11 protein-coding genes are annotated in these 12652 nt (G+C 44.2%); 5 read left to right on the top strand and 6 right to left on the bottom strand.

Annotated elements, in window-relative coordinates:
- Positions 1-155 precede the first annotated feature (155 nt).
- Entirely contained in the window at positions 156-1001 is an 846-nt protein-coding gene (gene nadC / locus FTV31_RS11185) for a carboxylating nicotinate-nucleotide diphosphorylase (protein WP_180014887.1), read from the bottom strand.
- 181 nt (positions 1002-1182) lie between these two features.
- On the opposite strand from nadC, the gene ampD reads away from it, so the two are divergent.
- Complete coding sequence (ampD, locus tag FTV31_RS11180) at positions 1183-1755, top strand: 1,6-anhydro-N-acetylmuramyl-L-alanine amidase AmpD (RefSeq protein ID WP_180002562.1); 573 nt, start codon at positions 1183-1185, stop codon at positions 1753-1755.
- Positions 1756-1832: 77 nt separating this feature from the next.
- Positions 1833-3383, top strand: a complete 1551-nt coding sequence (gene murJ / locus FTV31_RS11175; RefSeq protein WP_171431246.1) for a murein biosynthesis integral membrane protein MurJ — start codon at positions 1833-1835, stop codon at positions 3381-3383.
- A gap of 84 nt (positions 3384-3467) precedes the next feature.
- On the opposite strand, the gene FTV31_RS11170 is transcribed toward murJ, so the two are convergent.
- Positions 3468-3626 (bottom strand): DUF1328 domain-containing protein, encoded by a 159-nt coding sequence (locus tag FTV31_RS11170; RefSeq protein WP_004647174.1) that lies wholly within the window; start codon positions 3624-3626, stop codon positions 3468-3470.
- A 192-nt stretch (positions 3627-3818) separates the two neighbouring features.
- Between FTV31_RS11170 and FTV31_RS11165 the strand changes: the two genes are divergently transcribed.
- Positions 3819-4271: a YcgN family cysteine cluster protein gene (locus tag FTV31_RS11165; RefSeq protein WP_004781392.1), complete on the top strand. Its 453-nt coding sequence runs from the start codon at positions 3819-3821 to the stop codon at positions 4269-4271.
- Between the two features lie 43 nt (positions 4272-4314).
- Here the strand turns inward: FTV31_RS11165 and FTV31_RS11160 are convergent, their stop codons facing one another.
- Positions 4315-6447 (bottom strand): bifunctional diguanylate cyclase/phosphodiesterase, encoded by a 2133-nt coding sequence (locus FTV31_RS11160; RefSeq protein ID WP_180014885.1) that lies wholly within the window; start codon positions 6445-6447, stop codon positions 4315-4317.
- Positions 6448-6714: 267 nt separating this feature from the next.
- On the opposite strand from FTV31_RS11160, the gene FTV31_RS11155 reads away from it, so the two are divergent.
- Complete coding sequence (locus FTV31_RS11155; protein ID WP_180014883.1) at positions 6715-7989, top strand: replication-associated recombination protein A; 1275 nt, start codon at positions 6715-6717, stop codon at positions 7987-7989.
- Between the two features lie 267 nt (positions 7990-8256).
- On the opposite strand, the gene purC is transcribed toward FTV31_RS11155, so the two are convergent.
- The 3 genes from purC to dapA are packed head-to-tail and all read right to left on the bottom strand — an operon-like array spanning position 8257 to position 10532.
- Complete coding sequence (gene purC, locus FTV31_RS11150; RefSeq protein WP_004781395.1) at positions 8257-8976, bottom strand: phosphoribosylaminoimidazolesuccinocarboxamide synthase; 720 nt, start codon at positions 8974-8976, stop codon at positions 8257-8259.
- A 38-nt stretch (positions 8977-9014) separates the two neighbouring features.
- Positions 9015-9620: a lipoprotein-34 precursor (NlpB) gene (locus FTV31_RS11145; RefSeq protein WP_034703997.1), complete on the bottom strand. Its 606-nt coding sequence runs from the start codon at positions 9618-9620 to the stop codon at positions 9015-9017.
- A 12-nt stretch (positions 9621-9632) separates the two neighbouring features.
- Complete coding sequence (dapA, locus tag FTV31_RS11140; RefSeq protein WP_180014881.1) at positions 9633-10532, bottom strand: 4-hydroxy-tetrahydrodipicolinate synthase; 900 nt, start codon at positions 10530-10532, stop codon at positions 9633-9635.
- 728 nt (positions 10533-11260) lie between these two features.
- On the opposite strand from dapA, the gene mhpT reads away from it, so the two are divergent.
- Positions 11261-12466: a 3-(3-hydroxy-phenyl)propionate transporter MhpT gene (gene mhpT / locus FTV31_RS11135; RefSeq protein ID WP_180014880.1), complete on the top strand. Its 1206-nt coding sequence runs from the start codon at positions 11261-11263 to the stop codon at positions 12464-12466.
- The last annotated feature ends 186 nt before the right edge of the window (positions 12467-12652 follow it).

The raw sequence follows: 12652 nt of genomic DNA, 5'->3' as shown, positions 1-12652 counted from the left end.
CATGAAATACGGTATTCTGATGTGACAAAACCTGAATCCTGGTCGTTAAAGTGTTTGTTTGCACTCATATTTTAACTGTTAGGACTCAGGTTTTTTTATTTAAAGCAAACTATGGGACAGCAGTGGCTATGGCACCCTTTTTTATTGATAAAAATTTACCCATTAAAACGCATCGATAGATCAATGGCTTTGACATCTTTGGTCAATACACCCATCGAAATATAGTCTACGCCTGTACTCGCCACTTCACGTAAGTTATCAATAGTGATATTGCCTGAAGCTTCCAGTTTACAGCGACCAGCCACATGTTTGACCGCTTCAATCATTTGCTGCTGACTGAAATTATCCAGCATCACGATATCAGCTTCGGCTTCTAGGGCCTGATTCAGTTCATCCCAGGTTTCAACCTCTACTTCCACCGGTTTACCCGGTGCAATCTGGTGTGCCTTGGCAATCGCCTGGCGAATGCCGCCAGCTGCCATAATATGATTTTCTTTAATCAAAAAGGCATCGAATAGGCCCAGACGGTGATTCTGACCACCACCGACAGCAACAGCATATTTTTGGGCAATACGTAAGCCTGGCAGCGTTTTACGGGTATCTAAGAGCTTGGTATTCAAACCGTCCAGCTCTTTGACATAGTTTGCCGTCTTGGTCGCGACGGCAGACAGCGTCTGTACAAAGTTCAGGGCAGGGCGTTCTACAGTCAGCAGGCTACGTGCAGAACCGGCCAGTTTTAGAAAAGCTTCATTGGCAGCGACATGATCGCCGTCATTTTTTAGCCAGATCACTTCTACACTCGGATCATAGGCCTGAATCAGGGCATTGACCCAAGGCTGACCAGCAAGAACCATTGCTTCACGGCTAATAATCGTGGCAGTCGCCTGTTCATCTTCAGGAGTTAGCAGGGCAGTAATGTCACCATCACCAATATCTTCGGAGAGTGCCTGTTGAATATTGATCTGAATCGACTGTTCTAGCAAAGCCTGAGATATGCTCATGAGTATTTCCGTATCTTTTTTAGCCGTGAAAAATTGTGCATTATCTTAACACCGTTACATTAAAATGAGCGATTTTTCATACAGTCTGCCGGGATGAATTGAGATTTGCCTATGAAAGTTTTAGCATTAAGCCGGCTGCAATCCTGATATTGCAGATTTTATTTTTGTACAGGACAGTTTTATGCAACAGGCAGCTGAGTTTCAAATTCGGGACGGGCAATTGCTCGGGGCGCGCCAGATCCCTTCTCCAAATTTTAATCAGCGGCCTGAACATACCGACATCCAGTTACTGGTGATCCATAACATCAGTCTGCCGCCGTCACAATTTGGTGGTGGCTATATTGAACAGTTTTTTCAGAATCAGCTGGACTGGTCAGTGCATCCGTATTTTCAGACTATTGAAGGCATGCAGGTATCTGCACATCTGCTGATTTTGCGTTCTGGTGAAGTACTGCAGTTTGTGAATTTCAATGACCGAGCCTGGCATGCCGGTCGTTCTAACTATCTGGCCAAAAAAGAATGTAATGATTATTCCATCGGGATTGAACTGGAAGGCAGTGATGACCTGCCGTTTGAACAGGCACAATATGATGCCTTGGTCAAAGTCACCGCCTGTTTGCAAGACTATTATCCAAAAATGCAGCAGCATATTGCCGGACATTCGGATATTGCACCGGGACGTAAAACCGATCCGGGACCATATTTTGACTGGTGTGCTTTTCGTGCCCAGTTACAACATTATAAGAACCCATGACCCTTCAGGAAGTCATGTGATTAAGCAATGAACTTCTTTTGCAAGTTTCATTACAATAGGCCCAAATTAATTATTAGGTGAATAGGATGGCGCTTTGGCGTTCGACCGTAATTGTCAGTGCGATGACCATGTTGTCGCGGGTTCTGGGATTGGTCCGGGATGTGGTTTTACTGAATGTATTCGGTGCCGGTAAAGATTTCGATACCTTCGTGGTGGCATTTCGTATTCCAAACTTTTTCAGACGGCTGTTTGCAGAAGGGGCATTCTCCCAAGCCTTTATTCCGGTACTGACTGAATATAAGACCAGTCGTACTCATGCTGAAGTGCAGATCCTGATCAGCCGGGTATTTGGCTGTTTGGCCACTTTCATGACCACCCTGACCATGATTGCCATCATTGCCGCACCGGTGATCATGTATATCTATGCGCCTGGGTTTCATGGCGATGAAGCAAAGTTTGCGCTGGCCACAGACATGTTCCGTCTGACTATTCCTTATCTGCTGTTTATGTCATTAACGGCTTTTGCCAGCAGTATTCTGAACAGTTATGGCTCTTTTAGTACGCCAGCCTTTGCTCCGGTTTTATTGAATATTGCCATGATTGCCGGTGCGCTCTGGCTCACGCCTTTTATGGCAGAGCCGATTATGGCGCTAGGCTGGGCCGTCGTCATTGCCGGGATTTTGCAGCTGGCAATCCAGATTCCAGAGTTATGGCGTAAAAACCTGCTGATTCCACCGAAAGTAGACTTCAAACATGAAGGGGTGGATCGCATCATGAAACTGATGCTACCCGCTCTGTTTGGTGTATCGGTCACCCAGATCAACCTATTACTGAATACGGTTTGGGCTTCTTTCATGCAGGACGGTTCAGTGTCGTGGTTATATAGTGCTGAACGCATGACCGAGTTGCCATTGGGTCTGATTGGCGTGGCAATCGGTACCGTGATTCTGCCGTCTTTATCCACACAGCATACGGAAAAGAATCCGGAAAAATTCCGCGGTATGATGGATTGGGCAGCAAAAGTCATCGTGCTGGTGGGTCTACCAGCCAGTATTGCCTTGTTCATGCTGTCAACACCGATTATTCAGGCATTATTTGAACGTGGACAGTTCACTTTTGAAGATACACAGATGACTGCCTTGGCACTGCAATGTATGAGTGGTGGTGTGATTGCCTTTATGCTGATTAAAGTCTTTGCTCCCGGCTTTTATGCCCAGCAGGATACTCGTACACCGGTACGCGTCGGTTTAATGGCAGTAGCAGCCAACGCGATTCTGAACGTAATCTTTATTGGTTTCTTTAAACTGATTCATTGGGAAGCGGAGCATATGGCACTGGCACTGGCTTCGACTGGTTCAGCCATGGTCAATGCAGGTCTGCTGTATTTCTATCTGCATCAACGTAATATTTTCCGCTTTGGTGCGCACTGGAAAAAAATCTTTATGCAATTCATGTTTGCCAATGTGGTGATGATTGCAGCCTTGGCCTATGCACTTAGCTGGTACAATGGTGATGTATCACAATGGATGCGTGTACTGGAAGTGCTGATTTTATGTGTGGTAGGAGTCGTGGCGTATTTGGCCGCATTGGTCGCTGCTGGTTTCAGACCACGCCATATCAAACCTTGATCTATTTTTGGCGCATAAAAAAACAAGAGCCAAATGGCTCTTGTTTTTTCTGTAGGAAACTTTTCCTTAAGCAAAACTCAGTCGCTAGACCTTGCCGCGAGAAAGGAAACCAACAATGGCAAGAATAACGGCAATCACTAATAAGATAATTGCGAAATCCTTAGATAAGCCTGCTACTCCACCGAAACCAAGTAGACTGGCAATTAAGGCAATCACAGCAAAAATAATAGCCCAGCGAAACATATCAATTCTCCATGTGTTTTTATTCTCAAATCCAGTATAGGAATATTCGATTTTGGGCACTGTTAGTGTTTTGTTGATGTACTGTCTCTGATTTAACAATAGTTTACGTGATATTAATAAGATTCACGTCCCTACATTTCCTTTGTTGAAACTTAGTATAATAAGCTGATTTTTACCATAGCCGCTTTGATTATGTCTGATGCCTTACGTCCATACTTCTGGAAAAAATATAGTCTTACTGAGCTGACGCCAGAAGAATGGGAAGCGCTTTGTGACGGTTGTGGGCTTTGCTGCCTGATCAAGCTGGAAGATGAAGACACCCACGAAGTCGCCTATACCAAAGTGGCTTGCAAATTACTGGACTGCAAAACTGCCCGCTGTTCGGATTATCCGAACCGGCTGCAGTATGTGCCGGATTGTATCCAGCTGACACCTGAGAAACTGGACACTATTCACTGGTTACCCTCAAGCTGTGCTTATCGCCGAGTTGCTGAAGGGAAAAGCTTACCATCCTGGCATTATCTGAAGACAGGTTCACGACAAAGCGTAATTCAGGCCAAAAAATCTGCTGCTGGTCGCTGCTTAAGTGAAGTTGATATTGATGAAGATGAAATTGATGAATATATCGTGCGCTGGGTGCGCTAACTGTTAGCGCAATCCAACCCCGTCAAATGATTAAATAAAAAAATTAAGCTGCCTGTTGTAGCAGTTGCTGTGCTGAAGACCCTGACATAGGACGATAAAAATAAAAGCCTTGTCCGGTCTGGCAATCACAATTGATCAATGTGTCTAGCTGTTCGGTATTCTCAATGCCTTCGACCAGTACATCCAGAGAAATACTGGAACCAATCTGGGTAATGGCTTTAACAATGGCCAGCGCAGACGGATCATTGTTCATACGTTCTACAAAGTTGCGATCAATCTTGATGCAGTCGACCGGATATTCCTGCAAACGAGTCAGGGAAGAATGACCGGTACCGAAGTCATCCAGAGAAATATGAATCCCATGTTTTTTCAGCAGATTCAGTGCCCGGATCACATAATTGGCTCCGCCTTCAGACAAGCTCTGCTCGGTAATTTCCAGCTCCACCTTGTGCGCAGGAATATCGAATCGGGACAGACGAGCCAGGAATTTCTCAGCATAGTCATCGCGCAGGAATTCAACCGGAGCTGCATTAATTGAAATCGGCAGTATATCTAGACCTTCGGCCTGCCAGCGGCTCATATCCTCAAAGACTTTCAGCTGCATGGTTTCACTGATGCGTGAAGCCAGATCATAGTCCTGGAAAGCTGAAAAAATATGAGAGGGTAACTGGATCTGATGCTGCTGATCCTGCCAGCGTAGCAAGGCCTCAAAACCAATCACTTCACCATCGGAGAGGCGGACCTTAGGCTGATAATAAGGAATAATCTGATCCGCATGAATAATTTTGCGTGCCAGCGTCAGTTGTTTGGTCATGTTTTCCAGTGACCTGAACATCTCCTGATTAAACATGCGAATCCCGCCACGCCCACTATTTTTCAGATCATTCAGGGCAATATCGGCGCATTTCAGCAGGTTGGAACTATTCTGGGCATCTCGCGGATAAACGGTACAACCAATACTCATGCCGATACTCATGCGATGGCCGACATAACTCACTGGTTGTTCCAGCTGGGCATAGGCCAGTTGTGCAGTATTAATCAACTGGGTTTCGTTTTCCAAGTTTTTGACCAGAATGGCAAACTCATCTCCACCAAGACGGGCAACGACTATATTTTTGGAACCAAAACAGGCCTGAAAACGCTTGCCCAAGACATGCAGTAAATGATCTCCGGCAATATGACTCAAAGTGTCATTGATATGCCGGAAATAGTCCAGATCGATCAAGAGCAAGCCAACCATCATTTGCTGCTGCTTAGCTTTTAGCAGTACTTGTTTAAAGGTCTTATAAAAGGCATTGCGGTTATACAGGCCGGTCAGCTCATCACGCTGAATTACGGCTTTTAAACGGCTTTCTGCTATTTTTTGCTGACTGATATTGCGTGAAACGCACAGGATATTTTGGGGAATATTATTTTCGTCTAATACTGGAGTCAATAAATGATCCCAATATTCTGGGTCCTGATTCTCTGTCTGGGCTTTTTCTACAAAACGGCTATTTAAGCCTTGGGCAGCCTGTTTTAAAGCACGTTGTCCGGTTTTCTTAACCTCAGCGGGTAACAGGCTTAACCATGAATGCAGGGCAGGCTGCTGTTCAGGATCAATCCCTAACTTATGACAGGCTGACTGATTGATATGACGGATCTCGCCTTGTGGAGACATGACTTTAATACAGTCGACACTGGCATCCAGCATATTTTTCTGAGCAGAAATCACCTGAGACAGTTGTTGCTGAATCTCAAAATATTCATGTATATCGGTCAGTGATACCGACCATTGCAGCAGATGTTCCGCGGTATGCTGAAACTTGATGGCCAAGGCACACATACGGTAGCTGGAATCGGCCGATTTAATCCGGCACTGGGTATTAAAGCCTTGTTGCTGATTCAGGGCAGCATGCCATTGTTTAGAAAACGCTGGCTGATCATCTGGATGAATCAGGCTTTGCCATTCTTTAGGACCATATTCACTTAAATTTGTGCCTAAATAATCCGAAAGTGCCTGATTAAAATATTCAATATTATCTTTGCCCAGCACCCAGAGTGGATGTGGCACATCATTGATCAGATCCTGTAATAATCTGGATTTTGCATGTTGCTCATTAGAAGATTGTATCGAGGTTGAAATAAGCGACTCAGCGCATTCTGCAGTTGTTCGTCTAGATTTATTATGCTTCATGCATCCCCACCGATACCACCCAAAGAGCATCCAATCAGTTGCTCAAGTCCATTCTAATTAATATGAGACAATGTGAAATTTACAAGGTTATTAACCTGTAATTAATCATGTTCTATTTATCTACTTTTCATAAGATTAATCCATTCATTGTAAAAAAAATAGAGCTTTCTTACATAAATTAAATTTTTCTCATAAATGTTTGAAATATTGGAATCAAAACTACCGGTGTTAGAATGAAAGCAGAATTTAATTTGAGCCAATAATAAGATGTCAGACAGTCATATCCCGCTTCCAGAACGCTTGCGGCCTCGCGACCTTGCAGAAATTATCGGGCAGGATCACTTGCTTGGAGAGAATGCACCTCTACGTCAAATGATTGACCAAGGGCATTTACCATCGATTATCTTCTGGGGTCCACCTGGAGTAGGTAAAACCACAATTGCCTTGCTACTTGCCCAAGCGGTAGACCGGCCATTTATCAGCCTGTCTGCACTCAATACCGGTGTGAAAGAATTGCGTGAAGTCATTGCGGAAAGTGGTGATCTGCTGACGCCTGTAGTGTTTATTGACGAGATTCACCGTTTTAATAAATCCCAGCAGGATGCACTGCTGAATGCCGTCGAAAAAGGCAAAATTACCCTGATTGGCGCGACGACGGAAAATCCATCTTTTGAAGTCAACAGTGCCTTGCTGTCACGTTGTCAGGTCTATACCTTGAATGCGCTGAGTGACGAAGCGATTCAGACCTTACTGACTCAGGCGATTCAGACTGACAAATTCCTGCAGGAACGCTATATCCAGATTGAAGAATTTGACGCCTTATTGCAGTTTGCCGCTGGGGATGCGCGTAAGGCACTCAATTTGCTGGATCTGATTGCCAGCACTTTTGAGGCGGATCAGGAAAATATCATTACCAATGCGATTGTGGTCAAAGTCGCACAGCAGAATATTGCCCGTTATGACAAGTCTGGCGAGCAGCACTATGATCTGGTTTCGGCCTTCATCAAGTCGATTCGTGGCAGTGATCCGGATGCTGCCCTGTACTGGATGGCACGTATGCTCAAAGGTGGTGAAGATCCGGTCTTTATTGCCCGCCGTATGCTAATTGCAGCATCAGAAGATATTGGCAATTCCAATCCGAATGCCTTGTTGCTGGCGGGCGAATGCTTCCGCTCAGTTCAAGCGATTGGCATGCCGGAATGCCGGATTATTCTGGGACAATGTGCGGTTTACTTGGCGACCAGTGCCAAAAGTAATAGTACCTATCTGGCGATTAATAAAGCGATGGATCTGGCTGAAAAAACGGCCAATTTGCCAGTGCCTTTACATCTGCGTAATGCACCGACCAAGTTGATGAAAGAGCAGGGTTATGGAGTGAATTATCTGTATCCGCATAACTATCCGGAACATTTTGTCCTGCAAGATTACCTGCCGCCTGAGCTGAAAGGCACCAAACTGTACGAATCGGCACGTAATAAGCGTGAAGTGGAAGGCGAACGTCTGCAACAACGTCGCTGGCAGCAGGAACAACAACAGCAATAAGCAAAAAAAAGCCCAATTTAAGGAGAATTGGGCTGAAATAGGATGTCTTGGGGAAAATACATCCTAGAGGGTAAGGGTATAAATCTGGTCAGCAACATCAGATGGATTGCGTCTGCTGAGGATGTTGCCGGAATGCAGTAATATTAAGACATGCATTGAATAATGTAAAAACGATCATTTTTATTAATAAAATTCATTTTTTCGATCATAAGATTAGACAATAAAAAACCGGGTTATTAACCCGGTTCTTTGAAGCATTACTAGTGTTTAGATATCTTCAAGATTGATACCTAAACGTGCTGCAACTTCTTCGTACGCTTCAACCACGCCGCCTAGGCCTTGACGGAAACGGTCTTTATCCAGTTTTTTCTTGGTGTCTTTATCCCATAGACGGCAACCGTCTGGAGAGAATTCATCACCCAGTACGATACGGTCGTGGAACACACCAAATTCAAGTTTAAAGTCAACTAGAAGCATATTACCCGCTTCGAATAATGCTTTAAGCACATCGTTCACTTGGTAAGTCAGTTCTTTCATTTTTGCCAGTTGTTCAGCAGTCGCCCAACCTAAAGCAATCGCTTGAGATTCGTTCACCATTGGATCGCCTAGCGCGTCATCCTTGAAGAACAATTCGAATGTAGGAGGAGTTAATTCTTTACCTTCTTCTACACCCAGACGACGGCATAAAGAACCCGCAGCATAGTTACGTACCACACATTCTACTGGAATCATTTTAAGTTTTTTCACCAGCACTTCAGTCGGCGTCAGCAGTTTCTCAAAATGAGTTTCAATACCAGCAGCAGCCAGCTTTTCCATGATGAAGGCGTTAAAACGGTTATTCACCTTACCTTTACGATCCAGTTGTTCGATTTTTTCGCCATTGAATGCGGACGCATCGTCACGAAAAACTAAAATCAGGTGGTCTTCACTGTCCGTGGTATAGACAGATTTCGCTTTACCAGTATAGAGCAAGGTTTGTTTTAACATGAGGGAACCTTCTACAAAAAAAAATGCCTAGAAAATGTCTAGGCTGGCCAATTTTGGTAAATCTGGTTTAACAATTCTGCTGCTTTTTCGCGGTCGGCAAAACTGTTATCGGGATTAAACACAGCCAGGGTGTTACTCGAACCTGCGGGAGAGAGTCTTAAAACATAGGTTTGCTGATCGACCTGAATCGTTACTTCATAACGATCTTTATTTTGACCAACGATAGAATGGTTAAGGCTGCTGAGCGTGGCAAGAGTGTATTGCCATATTGTAGCAGCATTTCCATCAATTTTGAGCAGTGGATTTTGATTTCCGTCAGTGACTAATTGCGGCTTTCCTGAAAAATTTTCTTGAGTTTCATCTGCTTGAGTTGAATTTACTGGCTGTGCAGTAGGGCGTGGCATCGCAAAGCGGTTACCACGCTGATTTTCAAGCTTTGGTGCATTTTCCAGGGCAAGCGGATCCACTGTTGGAGCAGGGTACAAAGGCGTTGCAGGACGAACCATTGACCCTTCAGGATATTGCAATGGTTGCAGCGTGGTTGTTTCTTTATAGTCCAAGGTACCGTTTTTAAAGGCCATTGAACTACAACCTGCTAAACTGAATACTGAAAGTGCCAGGGTAAGTCCTAAACGTAATTGCATAATCGTTGCTCTTTATTTAATGACGCTCGCTTCTACAAGTGCCTCATGAAGCGGAGCGCGATATTGTTCTGCAAGTGGTGTTAATGGAAGGCGAATACCTGTACCAATTAAGCCCATATCATGGAGAGCCCATTTCACAGGAATTGGGTTTGATTCGCAAAATAGAATATTGTGTAAATTTGCAACCTGAGCATTGAGCTCTTCAGCACGTGCAGCATCGCCTGCAATGGCTGCAGCACATACTTCACTCATGACTTTTGGTGCAACGTTGGCAGTCACGGAAATATTGCCTTTGGCACCATGACCCATTAACTCATAGGCAGTTGCATCATCACCTGAGTAAACAGTCATGTTTTTACCTACCAGGCCTTCAATCAGGGCAGCACCACGGGCTACATCACCTGTTGCATCTTTAATGCCTACGATCTGTGGAATATCTGCCAGACGAATCACGGTTTCGTTGGCCATATCTACGCCAGTACGACCTGGAACGTTATAAAGAATTTGAGGTAGGTCAACCGCTTCAGCAATCGCTTTATAATGCTGGTATAGACCTTCCTGAGTCGGTTTGTTGTAGTAAGGAGTAACCAGCAGGGCAGCATCAGCGCCAAGTTCTTTGGCTTCCTGAGTCAGCTCGATTGCTTCACGAGTCGAGTTTGCGCCTGTACCGGCAATGATAGGAATACGTTTGTTGGCAACACGAATGATTTCTTTGATCACTTGAGTGTGCTCGCTCATGCTGAGCGTTGATGCTTCACCAGTAGTACCAACCGCGACAATGCTGTTAGTGCCTTCTGCAATATGCCACTCAACCAGCTTCTCGAGACCCTTCCAATCTACGCTGCCATCTTCAAACATGGGGGTGACGATTGCGACAATGGAACCCTGAATGGTCTGTGCTTGCTGAGTCATTTTAAAAAACTATCCTATTTGTCCATCCGAAGAGAATGAGAAAACATATTTGGGATGGGTTTGTATTTTGATTTGTAGCAAATTCAATAGATTTGCACTGAATTGAATATTGCTTATGCAAATTATGACTGATCAAACGCATAAGAACAATATGCTTTAGTAAAAGCCACTGAATTCTTTATACAAAGCCTCTAGGCAACAATCAAGTTTTAATCGTTATGATTTTTTGCTGTCCAAATCATCCTTTATCCTCCAGCAGTATGAAAGCTAATGAATTCATTTTTTCAGGAAAAAATACACAGAATAAGTCACTTAAATGAATTAAATAGATTTGGAAAACATGCTTTTATGGCGTTTTATGGGAGTATTAATATTTATATTCGATGAATTAAGAGCTAAAATATATCGAATAATAAACCTCATTTATGAGGAATAAAAAGCAAAAATGCCTGAACTAATCTTTTTTTCGTATTAGTGATCGGCCCCGAATTTTTCTCACTGTTGAATTTCCGGGTTTGATGTATAAGTCTAAATCCAAAAATACTGGGATTTTGATACTTCTCATTAATTGCTTTTTTGACTTTATCGAACAGCATCTTAAGATCATCAATTTTCTGGATTTTTTAGTATATCCGAGCAAATTGTTCAACTTATTGGTAGTTAATTCTATTTAGCGGCTCATAGATGATGGCCTCTCTTTTGAACGCTGATTGAACAAGGATATTCCAATGGAAAAATCAGACAATAAGCACGCGATCATCACGGTAGGGATCTGCTTTCTGATCGCTGTGATTGAAGGCCTGGATATTCAGGCTGCCGGGATTGCCGCTGCTGGTATTCGTGAGCACTTTGGTCTGGATAGCTCACAATTGGGTGTGTTTTTTAGTGCAGGGATTCTGGGCTTATTGCCTGGTGCACTGGTCGGTGGTCGATTTGCGGACCGTATTGGCCGTAAGAAAGTTTTAATCTGGTCAACCGCAATTTTTGCACTATTTACCTTATGTACCGTGTGGGTGAACAGTTTCCACAGTTTGCTGGCAGTTCGTTTTCTGGCGGGTGCGGGTCTTGGCGGTGCAATGCCGATTCTGATCACTTTAGCTTCTGAAGCAGTGGCTCCACAAAACCGTGGACGTGCCGTGGGCCTGATGTACTGTGGTATGCCAGTCGGTGCTGCGATCTTGTCTTTAATCGCAGCAACTGAATTCGGTGCAAACTGGAAAAATGTTTTTTACTTAGGTGGCTTATTGCCCATCATTGTGATTCCTCTGATGATGGTGTGTCTGCCTGAATCTAAAGAATACATAAAGGCACAAAACAAGACAGCCGCAGAACGTGCAGCATCTCCTCAGGGTTCATTCAAGGATCTGTTTAACTCTGACAACCTGCTTCGTACGCTGTGTATCTGGGTGAGCTACTTCTTCACCCTGATGGTGGTGTACATTATGTTGAGCTGGTTGCCTTCACTCTTTATGGAACTGGGCTTCACCCGTAAAGATGGTTCAACTGCACAGTTCTACTTTATGGTAACTGCAACGATTGGTACCGTGATTCTGGGTATGCTGACGGATCGTCTGAAAAAAGCCTATGTCATTCTATTGATGTACGGCGGTATCCTGGCGGGTCTATTGGCACTCAACGGTGCAAGCTCGCTTGAACAGATGTACATGGCCGCAGCATTGGCAGGTGCCTTCGTGATTGGCTGCCAGGGCGTACTCTATGCCTTCGGTAGTATCGTTTACCCGACTGAAGTACGTGGTACAGGTGTAGGGGTTGCTTCTGCAGTTGGTCGTATCGGCGCCATGCTTGGACCTGCAATTGCGGGTCAGCTACTGACAGCAGGCTTCGGTGCAGCAGGGGTAATCTCAGCAGCGATTCCATGTATTGTAATCTCTGCAGTATGTATGCTGTTCCTGATTAGCCGTACCAAAGTTTAAAAATAAAAAGATGAATATCCGAAAAGCCTGCACTGACGCAGGCTTTTTATTTTCTAATATCAGTTCAGCTTAAGACAAATTCTTTCTATGTTTTGCAGAGCAATAGCTTTTACAGTTAACTCATTACAGTTAACTCATCATGAGTTTTGTCAGAATGTAGAGTCATTCTATTTTTACCTAAAGGAC

Origin of the sequence: Acinetobacter sp. YH16031 (genome assembly GCF_013417335.1) — a bacterium.
GTDB lineage: Bacteria > Pseudomonadota > Gammaproteobacteria > Pseudomonadales > Moraxellaceae > Acinetobacter.
This window is presented reverse-complemented; position numbering and strand designations above follow the sequence as displayed.

Bases quoted from the DNA above. Each gene is read 5' to 3' on its own strand.
- nadC (WP_180014887.1), bottom strand. From the start codon at position 1,001: ATGAGCATATCTCAGGCTTTGCTAGAACAGTCGATTCAGATCAATATT.
- ampD (WP_180002562.1), top strand. From the start codon at position 1,183: ATGCAACAGGCAGCTGAGTTTCAAATTCGGGACGGGCAATTGCTCGGG.
- FTV31_RS11170 (WP_004647174.1), bottom strand. From the start codon at position 3,626: ATGTTTCGCTGGGCTATTATTTTTGCTGTGATTGCCTTAATTGCCAGT.
- FTV31_RS11165 (WP_004781392.1), top strand. From the start codon at position 3,819: ATGTCTGATGCCTTACGTCCATACTTCTGGAAAAAATATAGTCTTACT.
- FTV31_RS11160 (WP_180014885.1), bottom strand. From the start codon at position 6,447: ATGAAGCATAATAAATCTAGACGAACAACTGCAGAATGCGCTGAGTCG.
- FTV31_RS11155 (WP_180014883.1), top strand. From the start codon at position 6,715: ATGTCAGACAGTCATATCCCGCTTCCAGAACGCTTGCGGCCTCGCGAC.
- purC (WP_004781395.1), bottom strand. From the start codon at position 8,976: ATGTTAAAACAAACCTTGCTCTATACTGGTAAAGCGAAATCTGTCTAT.
- FTV31_RS11145 (WP_034703997.1), bottom strand. From the start codon at position 9,620: ATGCAATTACGTTTAGGACTTACCCTGGCACTTTCAGTATTCAGTTTA.
- dapA (WP_180014881.1), bottom strand. From the start codon at position 10,532: ATGACTCAGCAAGCACAGACCATTCAGGGTTCCATTGTCGCAATCGTC.
- mhpT (WP_180014880.1), top strand. From the start codon at position 11,261: ATGGAAAAATCAGACAATAAGCACGCGATCATCACGGTAGGGATCTGC.